This window comes from Bradyrhizobium sp. LTSPM299 (assembly GCF_000938235.1).
GTDB lineage: Bacteria > Pseudomonadota > Alphaproteobacteria > Rhizobiales > Xanthobacteraceae > Bradyrhizobium.
The window spans coordinates 1-16,071 of sequence record NZ_JYMU01000089.1 but is presented as its reverse complement, the minus strand read 5'-3'; the positions used below and the strand labels follow the sequence as shown (position 1 = coordinate 16,071).

15 protein-coding genes are annotated in these 16,071 nt (G+C 60.1%); 1 reads left to right on the top strand and 14 read right to left on the bottom strand.

The window, feature by feature from the left end; all coding sequences use genetic code 11:
- Positions 1-54: 54 nt before the first annotated feature.
- The 14 genes from fumC to UP10_RS38605 form a co-directional block, all read right to left on the bottom strand.
- The gene (fumC, locus tag UP10_RS38665; RefSeq protein ID WP_044592421.1) at positions 55-1,482 is read right to left on the bottom strand and encodes a class II fumarate hydratase; all 1,428 of its coding nucleotides are present in this window, start codon (positions 1,480-1,482) and stop codon (positions 55-57) included.
- Positions 1,483-1,567: 85 nt separating this feature from the next.
- Positions 1,568-3,085: a malate dehydrogenase (quinone) gene (mqo, locus tag UP10_RS38660; RefSeq protein WP_044592420.1), complete on the bottom strand. Its 1,518-nt coding sequence runs from the start codon at positions 3,083-3,085 to the stop codon at positions 1,568-1,570.
- Positions 3,086-3,149: 64 nt separating this feature from the next.
- Positions 3,150-3,539, bottom strand: coding sequence for an AraC family ligand binding domain-containing protein (locus tag UP10_RS38655; protein WP_044592419.1), 390 nt, complete (start codon positions 3,537-3,539; stop codon positions 3,150-3,152).
- 43 nt (positions 3,540-3,582) lie between these two features.
- A complete protein-coding gene (locus UP10_RS38650) occupies positions 3,583-3,963 on the bottom strand; it encodes a tautomerase family protein (protein ID WP_044592418.1) in 381 nt (126 codons plus the stop codon).
- Between the two features lie 11 nt (positions 3,964-3,974).
- Entirely contained in the window at positions 3,975-4,232 is a 258-nt protein-coding gene (locus tag UP10_RS44945; protein WP_156180703.1) for a hypothetical protein, read from the bottom strand.
- 17 nt (positions 4,233-4,249) lie between these two features.
- Positions 4,250-5,233 carry a cytochrome d ubiquinol oxidase subunit II gene (locus UP10_RS38645; protein WP_044592417.1) on the bottom strand — a complete coding sequence of 328 codons (984 nt, stop codon included), beginning with the start codon at positions 5,231-5,233 and terminating at the stop codon, positions 4,250-4,252.
- Positions 5,234-5,236: 3 nt separating this feature from the next.
- Positions 5,237-6,652 (bottom strand): cytochrome ubiquinol oxidase subunit I, encoded by a 1,416-nt coding sequence (locus UP10_RS38640; protein WP_044592416.1) that lies wholly within the window; start codon positions 6,650-6,652, stop codon positions 5,237-5,239.
- A gap of 14 nt (positions 6,653-6,666) precedes the next feature.
- Complete coding sequence (gene poxB / locus UP10_RS38635) at positions 6,667-8,403, bottom strand: ubiquinone-dependent pyruvate dehydrogenase (protein ID WP_044592431.1); 1,737 nt, start codon at positions 8,401-8,403, stop codon at positions 6,667-6,669.
- Positions 8,404-8,495: 92 nt separating this feature from the next.
- Positions 8,496-9,818, bottom strand: coding sequence for an acetyl-CoA hydrolase/transferase family protein (locus UP10_RS38630; protein ID WP_044592415.1), 1,323 nt, complete (start codon positions 9,816-9,818; stop codon positions 8,496-8,498).
- Between the two features lie 26 nt (positions 9,819-9,844).
- A complete protein-coding gene (gene ripB / locus UP10_RS38625; protein WP_044592414.1) occupies positions 9,845-10,372 on the bottom strand; it encodes a (R)-specific enoyl-CoA hydratase RipB/Ich in 528 nt (175 codons plus the stop codon).
- Positions 10,373-10,419: 47 nt separating this feature from the next.
- Positions 10,420-11,256 carry an itaconate degradation C-C-lyase RipC gene (gene ripC / locus UP10_RS38620; RefSeq protein ID WP_044592413.1) on the bottom strand — a complete coding sequence of 279 codons (837 nt, stop codon included), beginning with the start codon at positions 11,254-11,256 and terminating at the stop codon, positions 10,420-10,422.
- Positions 11,253-12,671, bottom strand: a complete 1,419-nt coding sequence (locus UP10_RS38615; RefSeq protein ID WP_044592412.1) for an MmgE/PrpD family protein — start codon at positions 12,669-12,671, stop codon at positions 11,253-11,255. The genes ripC and UP10_RS38615 overlap by 4 nt, the downstream gene beginning before the upstream one ends.
- 38 nt (positions 12,672-12,709) lie before the next feature.
- Complete coding sequence (locus UP10_RS38610) at positions 12,710-13,666, bottom strand: AEC family transporter (protein ID WP_044592411.1); 957 nt, start codon at positions 13,664-13,666, stop codon at positions 12,710-12,712.
- 27 nt (positions 13,667-13,693) lie between these two features.
- Positions 13,694-14,029, bottom strand: a complete 336-nt coding sequence (locus tag UP10_RS38605) for a nuclear transport factor 2-like protein (RefSeq protein ID WP_197087014.1) — start codon at positions 14,027-14,029, stop codon at positions 13,694-13,696.
- Positions 14,030-14,312: 283 nt separating this feature from the next.
- Here UP10_RS38605 and UP10_RS38600 point away from each other — a divergent pair.
- Positions 14,313-16,071 (top strand): ATP-binding protein (locus tag UP10_RS38600; RefSeq protein ID WP_197087013.1); only part of this gene is annotated, 1,759 nt, incomplete at its 3' end.

The window sequence follows — 16,071 nt, the reverse complement described above, 5'->3', positions numbered from 1 at the left end:
ATTAGCGCCACAGATTCGCCCCCGTGAGATCGATGACTCTGTCGATCCGCCCATTCATGATCGTGCCGGCCGCTCTGGTGCGTCACTTGCGACAGAGGGCTTCACCATTTTCTTCGGATCGACGACCCGGTCGAATTCGGCCTCCGTGACAAAGCCCAGTTTCAATGCCGCGGCTTTCAATGTGACATCATTGTCCATGGCGTAGTGGGCCATCTTCGACGCCTTATCGTAGCCGATGACCGGGGAAAGTGCCGTGACGAGCATCAGCGAGCGCTCGACGTATGAATTGATCTTCTTCAGGTTAGGCTTGGTGCCCTCGATCAGGAACTTCCGGAAGTTCACGCAGCCATCGTTCATGATCGTGATGGAGTGTGTGATGTTGAAGATCATCAGCGGCTTGTAGACGTTCATTTCGAGGTAGCCGCTGGCGCCGCCAAAACCTACCGCGACGTCATTAGCCATCACCTGCACCGCGATCATCGTCAGGGCTTCACACTGGGTTGGGTTGACCTTGCCCGGCATGATCGAGGAGCCCGGCTCGTTCTCGGGGATCTCCAATTCGGCAAATCCGGCGCGCGGTCCGCAGGACATCAGACGAATGTCATTGGCGATCTTGTAGAGCGATACCGCGAGCGTACGCAGCGTTCCAGAGAGTTGAACCAGCGCGTCGTGGGCGCCCTGCACAGTGAACTTGTTAGGTGCGGTGACAAATGGCAGTCCTGTCAGTCTGGCGATCTCGGCCGCCGCCGCCTCGGCAAAGCCCGGCGCCGAATTGATGCCGGTTCCGACCGCCGTGCCACCGAGCGCGAGACGATACACGCCTTGCAGGGATGTCTCGAGCCACTCCAGGGCCTCCGACAACATTCCGGCATAACCGGACCATTCCTGACCCAGGGTCAGCGGCGTGGCGTCCTGCATGTGGGTGCGCCCGATCTTGACGATGTCGTTCCACGCTTGCGATTTCGCGGCGATGGCATCGCGCAACGCCGTGACCGCGGGTATCAGGCGCTGCTTCACGTTGACCGCGGCCGCGATATACATCGCCGACGGAAACGTGTCGTTCGACGACTGCGCCATATTGACGTGATCGTTTGGGTGCACCGGAGCGTGGCTGCCAAGAGCCGTGCCTGCGATTTGGCAGCAGCGGTTGGAGATCACTTCGTTGACATTCATGTTGAACTGGGTGCCGCTGCCGGTCATCCAGACATGCAGCGGAAACATGTCGTGGTGCTCGCAGTCCAGTATTTCGTCGCAGGCTTGAACGATCAATTTATATCGCTGATCGTCAAGCCGCTTGTCAGCGTGGTTGGCGATGGCACAGGCCTTCTTCAGGATGGCATATGCCGTGATCATTTCACGGGGCATCAAGTCCTTGCCGATACTGAAATGCTCGAGCGAGCGCTGTGTCTGTGCACCCCATAGCTTGTTCGCCGGCACCTCGACCACTCCGAGGCTATCGGTCTCTTTTCTCATCTCGACCATGGATCTCCCCTGGGATTGCTGCGTAAAGCTACCGATGGGCAGGATCTTTCTCGCGAGCCGGCGGACGCTGCGGATCCGGAGCTGCTTAGATGTCGTTGATCTTGAGCACTCGCGCCGTTTCAGCGCGGGCGCGCCGGCAAGCGTCCGCGTCGGTCTTGAGAACAATCCCGTATGTCGGGATGATCGCTCTTAGCCGAGACAACCAGGCGCCTTCGGTCAGCTCGGTTCCAAAGCATTTCTTGAGCACGTCGATCGAGATGGACGCAGCCGTCGAGGCTCCCGGCGAAGCACCCAGCAAGGCCACGATCGACTTGTCTTTCGCCGCCACCAGCTCGGTGCCGAACTCAAGATCACCTATCTCGTGATGGGGCCAACCCTCGCTCTGGTGCGGCTTTATGGTTTGCACACGTACCCCGGCGACGGCCTCTTTCCAATCGGTCTTCACGGCGCGCGGGAAGAACTGCTTCAGGATCGCAAACTGATGACCCGAACTCTGCAGGACCTGGCCAATGAGATATTCCGACAACTCGATATTGTCGCGTGCCACGTCGAGCAGCGGGATGATGTTGTCGAAGCTCAGTGACGTGAACAGGTCGGTAATTGCACCTCGCTTAAGGAAGCGCGTGGAGAATCCTGCGTAAGGGCCGAACAGCAGCGAGTGTTTGCCGCCGATGATGCGTGTGTCGAGGTGCGGCACCGACATTGGAGGCGAGCCCGAGGCGGCCTTGCCATAGACCTTGGCATGATGGCGTTGACTGACGGCGTCGACATCGCAGCGCAGCCAAATGCCACTGACGGGGAATCCACCATAACCTTTGCTCTCGGGGATTCTCGACTTCTGCAGCAGCGGCAGGGAGCCACCGCCTGCTCCGATAAAGACGAATTTGGCCGACACGGTTACGAGGTTCCCATCTTTGGTGTCCTTGACCGATACGCGCCAGCGTCCGTTGTCTTCGCGGTCCAGACCAACAACCTCGCGACTATAGTGAAGGTGAAAGCCGGGCTGATCGGACAGGTGTTTGACGAGCAGGTGAGTAAGGGCGCCATAGTCGACGTCGGTACCGGTGATGATGCGGGTTGCCGCGAACGGCTCTTGGTCACCCCGCCCGTCCATGATCAGAGGCGCCCATTCCGCAATCTTATTGCGGTCCTCGCTGTACTCCATGCCATGATAGCAGTGGTGGGCGGACATTTCCTTGAAGCGCTCGCGCAGGAACGCGACATTACCGGCGCCCCAGACGAAGCTCATGTGCGGGCACGGGTTGATGAAAGCGCGCGGGTCCGGGATCGCGCCCTTTTTGACCAGGAACGACCACAGCTGCCGCGACAGGTCGAACTCGGTGTTGACCTCGATCGCCCTGGAGATATCAACGCTGCCGTCCTTGCGCTGCGGCGTGTAATTCAGTTCGCAGTTCGCGGCGTGGCCGGTTCCAGCGTTGTTCCAGCCCTGGGAGCTCTCGAGTGCGCAATCGTGAAGCGTCTCGAACATGGTAACGGTCAGCGACGGCTCGAGCTCCTTCAGGAAAGTCCCGAGCGTCGCGCTCATGATACCTGCGCCGATCAGAACGACGTCGGGAGTATCCGAATTATCAAAAGTCGGCATGGGAAGTTCTCCTCTCGAGATCGAACGCGTTGGATGCAGTGACGTGTCGTTTGTGACCACAAGATCAATGATCCGCTTTGCGGAAGGATGCCGCGACGTTGGGCGCCAGAATCACATAGGCGCGGCGCCAGGGCTGGTCGTCCACCAGCCGCCAGCTATGCCCGGTGCCGGTCGTATCCTCGGCCAGCAAAATGTCGCCAGGACGGATGATGAAGGTCTCGTTTTTGGCGGTCTTGAACTCAAGCGTCCCGGATAGGGTGATGACGAACTGGCGCGTCGGCGCATCATGCGGCGCAAACGTGCCACCCGACCTAGTCTCGCGGAACGAGATGCTCGACGACACGATCTTATCGCCGAGAATATCGCCGCGCTCGCCCTTCGGAAGGTCGATCGCCCCTTCTTCGAATTGCGAGTTACCATCCTTTGCCGTCCAGATCCGCACACATCGTATCATCACATCTCTCCTTTGAAGAATGACGGGGCGCCCAGTGTTTACGTCAGGCGAGCTGCGCCTCACCGCTGCCGAACGACCAGTTTTCGCGTTTCACTTCGACGAGATTGACTACAAGGTCCTCCGGACGCAGCCCAATGCGCTCGCGCAGGCGGTCTGCCAGGGTTTTGTAGAAGCCCCTCTTAACTTCAGCATCACGACCTTCGTTCAGCGTCACCTGGACCACGATCGCATCAGCGGAGCGTTCGATCCCGAGGTAGGTCTGATTGATCACAAGGTCGACGGGCGCATGCTCGGTGAAGATGTGGAATCGTTCTCCCAGCGGGACCTTGAGAGTCGCATGCATGGCTTGCTGGATCGCTTCGCCCACCGCCGTTCGATACTCGGCAGGTTTGCCAGCAGGCAGTTCAACGCGAACGAGGGGCATCGGTTCGTCTCCTATTGGGCTATTGCGCCTTCTGGCGAGGCTGTGGCGACGATAGACGTTGAGGATTGTAATCGGGCTCGTCCCTCCGCCTCTGCTCGGCCAAAGCGAACCGCAATCTGATCGAACATAGATGCAAGCTCGTCGAACATGGCCGCGTCGCGCGGAATATCCGTTAAAGCTGAGGCAAACCGGTAATGCTGTGCCCGCTTGCGAAAGTCAGCCGATGTTGCTTGTGCGGGCGGGCTCCTTTTGACTTGTTCAGCGCTCATGGTGTACCTCCCTCGGTTCACTGTTTTGCCGACGTCACGACTTTGCCTCTGAACACGGTCAGGCTGATCGCGGTGTAAAGCAGCATGAGCGGGAACACGAAGAGACCCGCGCCCCAGAACATGAAAGCAAGGCTTGAGTGGGGGGCGGCCGCCTGTTCGACCGTGATCGAAAACGGAATCATGTAGGGCCAAAACGAGATCGCCAGCGTGCCGAAGGCCGTCGCGAAAATGACGGCAACCATCAGGAACGGCAGTGCATCCTGTCTGCGCTGAATGCTGGCGGCGAGCATGATTGCCGCTAACATGCCGGCCGCGGGGAAGACGAACAAAACGGGCCGATCGAGCCACCGCGTCATGACCCTGAAGTTATCGGCCAGGGCATAGACGAGCACGACGATTAGGAAGACGAGCAGCGCCGCCGATAGATAAGGGATGAGACGATAGGCGTCGTCGCGTACCTCGTCCTCGCATTTCCGCACCAGCCAACAGGTGCCGAGCAGCGCGTAACCCACACATAGGCCGATGCCGCAAAACACCGCAAAGGGACTGAACCATCCGAATTCGCCGCCGACATATCGGCCGTCAGAGATCGGCAGAACCTGCACGAGAGCGCCCACCATCAAGCCCTGGGTGAACGCCGCGACAAGCGAACCTCCCGCAAAGCTTGCACTCCAGATCCAGCGTAGCCGCTCGGCCCTGTAGCGAAACTCGAACGCGACGCCGCGCAGGATCAGCCCCGCCAGCATCAAGAGGACTGGAAGATAGAACGCCGACATCAAAATCGAATAGACAACCGGAAAGGCGCCCCAGAGGATCACGCCTGAGACGACGAGCCAGGTCTCGTTGCCGTCCCAGACCGGCGCCACTGCACTCATAATGGCGTGCCGTCGCGCCTCGTCGGATGCCACGCCAAAAAGCATGCCAGCGCCCAGGTCGAACCCGTCCAGCAACACGTAGATGAGAATGCTGACGGCCAGGAGCGTTACCCAGAACATGACCATGGCTTATTCTCCCGCCGGAACGCGAAGGGCGGCCGCAGTGACCGGCTCGTGGACGATCGAGAAGGGGCGGTTGGGGATGGCGGCCGCGGGCGGCAGCACGAGGTGCCCGACCGGTCCCGCGCGCAACAGCCGGTAGATGTAGAAAACACCGAACGCAAAGATGAACGTGTAGATCGCGCAAAAGACGATGAGAGAAATCGTCGCCGCCCGCGTCGTCAGGAACGGCGTCATCGCGTCCGCAGTTCTCAGCACGCCATAGACGACCCAGGGCTGGCGTCCTACCTCGGCCGTAAACCAGCCGGTCAAAGTCGCGATGAACGGCAGCGGAAAGCTATAGAATGTCGCCCAGAGCACCAGCCTATTGCGCTCGAGACGTCCGTCTCGGCTCAGATACGTTCCGGTCCAGGCCAAGGCCAACATGAGCAGGCCGCAGCCGACCATGATCCTGAAACCGAAGAAAGGAATGAGTACCGGTGGCCAATCGTTTTCGGGAATGCTTTCGAGCCCCACTTCAGCGGCATCGAGACTGTCGGAGTCGATCAAGCTGCCGAAGGGCGCCGGCAAGGTGATCGCGAAGAGATTGCGCCGCTGCGCAACGTCCGGCCACGCGAGCAGGACTTCCGATGCCGGCTGTTCATCGTGCCATCGCGCCTCGATGGCGGCCATCTTCGAGGGTTGGTAACGAACAATGTATTCACCATTGAGGTGTCCGAAAAAAAACTGAATTGGCATGAGCACGGCGGCCAGATAGAGACCCATGCGGAGCATAATCTTCGCCTCGGCGGCGAACGTGCCACGCAGCGCATACCACGCGCCGGTGGCAGCAACGCAGAACGCACCGGTCAGGTAAGCGGCAAGCAGCATGTGCGGAAAACGCGACCAGACCACCGAGTTGAAGATGATCTTGGTCCAATCATTCGGCACGAACATGCCGTTCTCGACGACATAGCCGACCGGAACTTGCATCCAGCTGTTGTTGATCATGATCCAGAACGCCGACAGCGTGGTGCCGAGAGCGACCATCGCGGTCGAAAACAGATAGAACCAGGGGGCGACCCTCTGACGGCCGAACAGAAGCACGCCGAAGAAAGTCGCCTCCAACGCAAAAGCGGTGAAGGTCTCGTAGGCGAGCAAGGGCCCCTGAACTGGTCCGGACATGCGGGACAGTTCGCTCCAATTGGTGCCGAATTCGAATGCCATGACGATCCCGGAGACAACGCCGAATCCGAAAGCCACACCGAAGATTTTGAGCCAGAACTCGAACAAGAGGCGGTAGGTCGGGCGCCCCGTCGCGAGATGAAGGGATTCCAGCACGGTGAGCCAGGCTGCCAGTCCGATCGTGAAGGACGGGAAGATGATGTGAAACGATACGGTAAACGCAAACTGCAGCCGCGAGAGAAGGAGCGCCGTGATGTCCATGGTGCGACGCGCCCCTAACGCCAGAGATTGGTCTCTGCGAGATCGATAACCTCGTCGGCCCGGCCGCCTATGATCGCCTTCACCATGTAGAGCGAGAAGCCCTTCGCCATCTCGACGGTGACCGCGGGTGGCATCGCAAGCTCTGTCCGATTGACGACCGCATCGATGAGAACGGGGCCGTCATACGCGAAGGCAGCGGCGATTCCATCCTCGACCTTGGCGGGGTCTTCGATCCGAATGCCGCGAATACCGACGGCTGCAGCCATTGCCGCGAAATTCGGATTCTTGAGCTCAGTGCCAAAATCGAGAAAGCCCGTGGACTTCTGTTCAAGCTCGATGAAGCCGAGCGCGCCGTTGTTGAACACGACCACCTTGGCCGGGAGGCGGTGCTGCACGAGAGTGAGCAAGTCGCCCATCAACATGGTGAAGCCGCCGTCTCCCGAGAGCGAGATCACCTGCCTGCCGGGAAATGCGGCTTGGGCGCCAATCGCCTGTGGCATCGCATTGGCCATCGAGCCGTGCCAGAAAGATCCGATCAGGCGTCGTTTGCCGTTCATCGCGAGGTAACGGGCTGCCCAGACCGTCGGCAGACCGACGTCGCAGGTGAACACTGCATCCTCCGCCGCGACTTCGCTGATCGCCTTGGCGATCTGCTGGGGGTGAATCGGCGTCTTGCCGGTGGCCGGACGAGCAAGCTCATCGAGGCCTTTGCGCGCTTTGCGATAATGTTCGCGAGCCTGGTCGAGATGAGTGCCGTCTCGCTTCTCCTTGAGGCGCGGCAGGAGTGCGTCGATAGTTGCGCGCACGTCGCCAATTACCGCGAGATCGACCGGTGTTCGGCGTCCGATCACTTCCGCCCTCAAGTCGACCTGGGCGATCCGGACTCCCGAGCCGCGTGGGTAGAATTGTCGATAGGGGAAATCGGTCCCGAGCATGAGCAGGACGTCGCAATCGGTCATCGCGTAATAGCCCGATGAAAATCCGATGAGCCCGGTCATGCCGACGTCATACGGATTCTCCCACTCGACATGTTCCTTGCCCTTCAGCGCGTGAACGACGGGTGCCTTGAGACGCTCGGCGAGAGCTACGATCTGATCATGCGCTCCTTGGCAGCCAGATCCGCACAGCATCGTCACGCGGCTCGCTCCGTTGAGCAATGCGGTCAATCGATCCAGAGTTTCATTTGCCGCCGGCACGGCGGGTCGCGCTGGCAGAAGATTCGCAGGGTTCGGATCAGCAGCCGGAGCGGCTGGCTGCAACGCGACGTCGCCGGGGATGACGACCACCGAAACGCCGCGATTGGTGACAGCTTGACGGATCGCGAGCTCCAACGTGCGCTGCATCTGATTGGCACCGGACACAAACTCACAATAGTGACTGCACTCCTTGAACAGCTGCTGCGGATGCGTCTCCTGGAAATATCCGGAACCGATCTCGCTCGATGGGATTTGCGCGGCGATCGCGAGGACCGGCACGCGGGAGCGATGACAGTCAAACAGGCCGTTGATGAGATGCAGGTTTCCCGGCCCGCAACTGCCGGCACAGACCGCAAGCTCTCCGGTCAGATGCGCCTCGGCGCCGGCGGCGAAGGCGGCGACCTCTTCGTGCCTGACATGCACCCATTCGATCTTGCCCTGCCGACGAATTGAATCCGTCAGGCCGTTGAGGCTATCCCCAACGATGCCATAAATCCGTTTGACTCCGGCTGCGATAAGGATTTGCGCGAATTGATCAGCCACCGTCTTTGCCATGATCGCTCCCTTCTCAGTCAACGTGGAAGGCCGTGAGACCTTCGATGACCACGCGGGTCCTGCGTAGTCGATTAGCCGATACGCTTTTATCCTCAGACCAGATGAAGATGTTTGGCTGCTTGAGTCAGCTCGTCGCGGAACTCGGGATGCGCGAGCTCGATCAGTCTGAGCGCGCGTTCGGTCGAGGACAGGCCCTTGAGATTCACGGCTCCGAACTCGGTAACGATGTAATGAGTGTCGATGCGTGGCGTGGTAACTGGCCCATCCAACCGAGACACGATACGTGAAAATTTGCCCTTCGCTGCGGTCGAGCGCGCGGCGATGATCGATCTGCCGCCCTTGGATGCATAGGCGCCGCGCACGAAATCGAGTTGGCCACCCGAGGCGCTGTACTGGTGGCCCAGCATGTGCTCGGAGTTGCAAGCGCCGGTCAAATCGATCTGAATCGTGGCGTTGATCGAGATGACATTATCATTCCGCGCAATGATCTGTGGGTCGTTGACATAGTCGACCGGTGCGCTCACGACGGCCGGATTGTCGTTCAAGAAGTCGTACATCGCCTTCTGACCCATGGCGAAAGTGAAGACGGTCTTGCCGCGATCAATTGCCTTGCGCCGGTTATTGACTACCCCGGCGCGCACGAGATCAACGAGGCCAGGATTTAATGCCTCGGTGTGAATACCGAGATCGTTGCGGCCTTTCAGTTCAGCACAGACGAGGTTTGGCAAGGCCCCAACACCCATCTGCAAGCAGGCGCCATCGGGCACCAGGCGCGCGATCGTCCGGCCGATCACTTCATCTTCGGCCGCAGGTCCGAGTACAGGGAGCTCGAGCAGCGGTACGTCGTGCTCGACAATGGCGTCTACCTCGGACACATGGAGCTCCGCCCCAGCACCATTCACGCGCGGCATGTTCTTGTTGACCTCGACGATGAGCCGCTTGGCCGCGCGGGCGACCTTGGTCGAATAATCGTTGCCGGTGCCGAAGCTGAAATAGCCGTGGCGGTCCATCGGCGAGACGGTGCAAACGAAGGTGTCGATGCCGATCTCTTCGATCAGAAGGCGGGGTGCCTGATGGAAGTTGTTGGGCACATAGTTGATGACCTTGCGGTCGCCGTCCTCGGCGCCCCGCTTGATCAGTGCTCGCTCGGTCTCGGTGATGAACATGCAGTACGGGCGGACGCGGTCGTTCAGCTCGTAGCGAAGGATCGTCTTTCCGGCGATGCTGGTGGCCTCGAAGTAATAGACATTGAGATTCTCGATACCGCCGGCTTCGGCACGATCCGCCAGCGCCTTCAGAAGTGCTGGTGGCTCGGTCATAGCCATACCGAATGAGAGCTTTGATCCCGAAGGAATGGATGACACTGCCTCGTCGGGCGTGGTCAATTTCGATTGGTATCGCGCGTCGATATCCATCGTCGTGTCTCCCGTTATTCAAGCGTTCAGTAATTGGCGGCTTCTTCCGGCGAATGGCCGCGGCGATGGACGAGCATGGTGCGTTCGAAACTCATCACCTCGGCGTCGTCCTGGTTAATACCCCGCGTCCGGACTGTGACGATCCCCTGGGTTGGTCGGCTCTTGGACTCACGCTTATGCAGCACGGTGCTCTCGGCATAGAGCGTGTCGCCGGCGAACACCGGATGGCTCGCCTTCACCTTGTCCCAGCCGAGGTTGGCGACGACCTTGGCGCTAACCGTGCGCACGCTCATGCCGGTGAGCAACGCAAGCGTGAAGGTTGAGTCGACCAGCATCTTCTTCCACTCGGTTTTGGCGGCGTACGCCGCATCAAAATGGACCTGCTGGATGTTGAGGGTCAGCAGGGTGAAGTAGGTGTTGTCGACGTCTAGGACGGTACGACCGGGGCGATGCTCGAACACGTCGCCGGGCTCGAAGTCCTCAAAATAGAGGCCGGAGGTTTCACGGTAGCGGCGAGAGCCGACGGTCTTATAGGCGGGAAGGATCGTTTCCATGACATTGTCTCCTTCATCACAGTGGGATTGAATATGCGGTCGTTGGCTTAGGCCTGAAGCCCAGCCGAAAGGAGCGTGCGGCGTGCTTTGCGGGCGACAGCCTCGTCGATCATCTGGCCGTCTACCGTGCCGACTCCCTTGGTGTTCTCGCCGAGAATCGCGCGGGCTCTTTTCACCGCTTCGGCACTCGGCGTAAGCGCCGCATTGATTGCGCCGATTTGTGCAGGGTGAATGGCGGCCTTGGCGCTGAAGCCGAACGTTATCGCGCCGTTGACCTCCCGTTTGAGGCCGGGCTCGTCATGCAGGTCGAAGTACGGCGAATCGACTGACACCGCGCCTGCCAAAGCACAGGCGGCGATGAGGCGGCAGCGCACAAAGGCGAGAGGCTCCCAAGCGACGGTCGCGCCCAGGTCGGCCGCCATATCCGCCGCACCCAGCATCAGACCCGCGAGCCGCGGCGTTGCCGTCGCGATCGCTTCGACCGCGGCGAGGCCACGGGCGCTCTCGATCAAACCGATGAGACGGGTCGCTTTGCCGGCCGCAGTCAGGAGGCGATCGAGTATTTCAAGATGGCCGGCCGTCTCCGTTTTGGGCAGTAAGAGAAAGTCTGGAGCCGCCGTGGATCCGAGCAACGCGTTCAGATCAGAAATACCCGCGCGCGTGTCGAGCCCGTTGATTCGCAGCGCGTGTAGCGCACCATCGGAAGGGTTTCCCGCCAGGTAATCGAGAGCAGTGTTCCTGGCGCGCACCTTGTCTCCAGGTGCCACGGCATCCTCGAGATCCAAGATTGCGACATCGGCGCCGACTTGGGAAGCCTTCACAAAGCGTTCCGGGCGGGTTGCTGGAGTGAACAGCCAGCTTCGAGTGCGGATCGGCGCGGTCATGCGGTTGCCTTTCTGGATAAGTTGCGGCCCGCATCACTGGCCTCTCTGCCGGGTGCCTTTGCGTGGCTAAGCAGTTTCACCAAGTCGCGTGCCTGGATGCTTTCGAGCGAAAGCACGGCGTCTTTGATCTCCCGGCTCAACCCCGCGTCGATGCGACCGACCACGAGTCCATCGAATTTTTCGACGGATTCCTCCCATGTGAACGGACGGGAAGCGAGACCCGGGTAGTCTTGGACCTCGTGCTCAATCACGGTCCCATCTTGCAGCCGGATAGTGATCTTGGCGGGCATCTTGCGCGGATATAGAGCCGTGAACTCGTGGTTCGGACGGGTCGAAACCCTCTTCAACAGCGCTTGCACGTCGGGCTTGGCGATGCGGTCCGGCTTGAATTGTGCGGGCGTCACATCGCCATCGATGAGGGCGACCGAAAGCAGGTACGGCAAGCTGTGATCCGCCTGTTCCTTGGTCCGAATGACTTTGTCCACGCCGTAAAGTCCGCCACCGGCGAAGTCGAAAGCGAGTTGGAACACCTCCGCCTCGATCGAGACAATCTTGTTGGGATCGATTTTTTTCTGCTTGGCCAGCTCGACCATGCAATGGACCGCGGACTGCGTGTGGATCATGGAGTTATACTTCTTGATGGTGCTCTCCGTGACGCCCTCATATCCCTGTTTGTCCCAGTCGATGTCGATCTTCATCCCAAGAAGGTGGTCGATTCCCAGTGGGCCCTCGATCACTTGCAGGGGTCCCTCCACGCCACGACGGGCAAGGAACAAAGTGTTCATGGCACCGAGCGCCGACTGCGCCGAGGCGAGACCCTTCCATTGCGACAGCGGTTTTGCCCGAACGACGGCGAATGACGCATCGCTGACCGCGGCCATCGCCATGGCGTGGCCAATCTGCTGCTCGCTCAAGCCGAGCAGTCGCCCAGCGGCAGCGTTGTGCGAGAAGGCCAGCTGCGCTGTGTGGTCTAAGCCGCGCGTCATGAAGTTGGCCTGATCAACGAACCGCGACTGCACTGTGTAGCCCAGGGCTACCCCGAGCATCAGGTCTCGGCCGCTGCCGTCGACGTAGTCGGCAATCGTCAGCGCAACGCCGAAATTGTCCGCCGTATGGCAGGTTTCGCTCTGGGCCAGGAAGTTGTCCATGATATCGACGTAGCGCACGAGTGCGGTGTGCCAGAACGCGGCGTAGATCGGGTTCGCCCTTCCACCGCCGATCAGCGTGCACGGGCCGGTGCCACCAAACTCTGCAATCTGCTCGCGACAAGCCTGAACAGGGCCGGCCCCAAGGGCGGCGATGCAGCAGCCCAGCGAATCCAGGATGTGAACCGGCAGTTGCTTGCGCGACTCCGCCGAGAGGTCGTCGAATTTGGCGCGAGCGGCGTACCTGGCGAGAGCTTCGACTTGGGTCATGACGAGAATCTCCTTTTTTGGTGGACAGGTTGGCGTCTTTAAGAAGTCAGGGCGATGAAAATCCCCATCGTAACGATCGAGCTGATGACGCTGAGGAATACGGCGGAAGCTGCCTCCTCCTGCGCGACGCGGTATTGCAGCGCGAACATGATTACTATCGGCATTGTTGGAATCGCGGTCGCCAGCACCGCCTCGCTGACAATGGGATTGCCGTATCCGGCCCATCGCAATCCACCCAAGACCAGAGCGGGCTGCAGGATGTTCTTCAGGAATACGAGGAAGAAGACGTTCGAGTTGGCTTTGATTTTGCCGGATGCGAGCACGATGCCGCTGGCAAACAGAGCGACGCCCCCGGAGGCCCCTCCCAGCAGCGAAAGTGAGTGGACCAAGAGCTGAGGAATGCGGAGCCCACACAGCACGATGATGAAAGCGAGAACGGGTACCCAAACCATCGGCTGTTTGACCGTTTCCGCCAGCTTGGTTGCGGGCGATGCCAGATACTCCGTGTCCTTCGCGGTTTCACGTGGATCTCTCCCAGTCGTATCCAGTGCGAGAAGGAGAATCGTGAGTGGCACGACGGTGAGGTTGATGACGAGGCTGGCTATCGCGATCGGAATGGCGCTGAGTCCTCCGAACAGATCACCGAGGACGGCTGGACCCACGAAGGGCACTGCTGGCGCGGAAGCCGTCAGCGCGTGCAGCGCGCTGATACTCGTTGGGAAGCGAAGGACGATGCGCGAGAGCAGAAACACCGCACCGTAGAGACCAATGATGGCGAGGCACAAGGCGATGACCAGCGGGATGTCCTGACTGAGTGCTGTGCGCGACGTCGTGACGGTTCCGGCAAAAAGCGCGAGCGGTACGGCATAAAGCAGCACCATCCGATTCAGAATTGAGGCGTCGTTTCGCCCAAGGTCGTGATGCCATGCCGCCACGAAGCCGAGCAAGAAGGTGACGACCATAGGAAGGAGTGCACCCAAAACGGTGTTCAGCATTGGCGTCGTCCTCGATCACCTAGCGTTTCAAATGAGGTGAAACGCCCAGACGCTTCGGCTCTCGGTCTCCGGCGCCGCCGCTTTACGGAGCTCCACAAGCCGTCGCCAAGGAATGAAGTTCGACCACTGCCCGGTCGCCTTTGGCGATAAGATATTCCAGGTGGAGCTGAGTTCCCTGTGGAAGCACTTGACCCAGTTGAGTAAAGGTACCGGCGATAAAGTCTGCCTTGCTGCGATAGCGACCGGATGAGTACCCATCACGGTCCAATCGACGTCGTCGGCCACGTGGGTGAAAAAGGCGGCTCCGTCGCCGTTCTCCAGACCTTTAAATACTTCACGAACGTTGTCAGGTGTAACAGCCATCTGAATTCTCCTTGACGTTCTGTGTACTGGTCGACCCTTTGCCACTGCGGTGATCAGGTTCGGCCGCGATCCGCTGCCTACCGTAAGAATTTACGCAGAAGCCGTGGGAAACGCTTGTTAGCTGTTGTAAGATGCCGTTTGTTATCGTCAGCAGCAGCAACTCGCAGAGCTTGTCGGGCTGAGGTTGGTAGCCAATAACGACAGTCTCCATTGTGACTGTTGCGGAACCGATCCTTGGCTTATTTCCAAACCAGGTGGTCAGGCGGCTACGAAAGATCACGCCATGATGGAGCCCGCGACGGAGGCCAGAAACGCCATATCGTTTGGCCCATTCAGCCTGTTCGTGGCCGAGAGGTTGCTCAGGAAGGCTGACAAGCCGATACCGCTCGGTGGCCGCGCGCTCGACATCCTGATCGCACTCGCGGAGCGGCCCGGGGAAGTCGTCACTCACAAGGAACTTATCTCGACGGCGTGGCCGGATGTGACGGTGGAGGAAGCCAACCTCCGCTTTCAAATGGCTGCCCTTCGGAAGGCACTTGGCGACGGACGAGACGGTGCTCGCTACATATCCAATATTGCCGGCAGGGGCTATTGCTTTGTTGCGCCAGTTACACGCTCGAGCGCCGAGCAACTGGTTCCGGTCACCGGGATCGCTACCTCAGAGCGAGTTCAAAAATTGCCGCCGCGACTAGCGCGGATGGTCGGCCGTCATGACACCGTTAGAGCGTTGACGCAGCAACTTCAGGAGTGGCGCTTCGTCAGCATTGTCGGTCCCGGCGGTGTCGGCAAAACGACCGTGGCAATCTCGGTCGCTTATACGCTGATTGATGGTTTCCATGACGCGGTCTTCTTCATCGATCTGGCTGCGCTGACCGATCCCCAACTCGTGCCGACGGCGATAGCGTCGGCACTCGGGTTGATGGTGCAAACCCAGGACCCGCTCGTTGGTCTGCTGGCCTTTATTGGCGACAGGAAGATCCTCCTCGTGCTCGACAGTTGCGAGCACGTGATCGGCGTTGCGGCCGCGCTGGCTGAACGCGTCGTCAGCGAGGCACCACAAGCGCACATCCTGGCGACCAGCCGCGAAGCCCTTCGGGTTGAAGGTGAACATGTCCACCTATTGCACTCACTCGATTGTCCCCCCGAGGATGCCGGCCTGACTGCGACGGAAGCGCTCCGGTATCCCGCTGCCCAGCTTTTCATGGAGCGGGCCGCGGCGAGCGGCTACGACGTCGCCTTGAGCGATATCGATGCGCCGATCGTCGCCCGGAGCTGCCGCCGGCTCGACGGAGTGGCACTTGCGATTGAGCTCGCGGCCAGTCGCGTTGGCTCCCTTGGGATTCGTGGAACCGCGGAACTGCTCGACAACCGCTTCGGCTTGCTCTGGCAGGGCCGCCGCACCGCCCTACCGCGGCACGAGACCCTGAACGCGATGCTCGATTGGAGTTACAGCCTGCTTTCGGATCGCGAGAAGCTGGTCCTGTGCCGGCTGTCAGTCTTTGTCGGGGCCTTCACGCGTCAGGCCGCCGGCTCCGTTGCGTCGGAGACGGAGGCAGACGAGGCGAATGTGATCGACACGGTCACGAGCCTGGTTGCAAAGTTTTTGATATCCACGAACGTCATCAACGAAACGACCTACTATCGGTTACTCGACACCACGCGCGCCTACGCTGCTGCCAAACTCGCAGAGCGTGGCGAAGCGGATCGGATCGCCCGACGCCACGCGATCTTTTATTCCAGGTTTCTCGAACACGACGAGATCATCCAGTCATTGTTTGGCGAATATGATCTTTCCGGATACGCCCCGCATATCGGCAATGTGCGGGCAGCGCTCGGATGGGCGCTGTCAGACCATGGCGATGTCGTCGTCGGCATCGGACTCGCCACCTGGGCGGCGCCCTTGTTCATCGGACTGTGGCTGCTCGGGGAATGCAGGGGTTGGTGTGAACGGGCGCTGGCCACTCTCGACGACGCCAGCCGAGGCACCAGACAGGAGATGATCCTTCAGGAAGCCTTGGCGCTGTCGTCGATGCTCTCCAGGG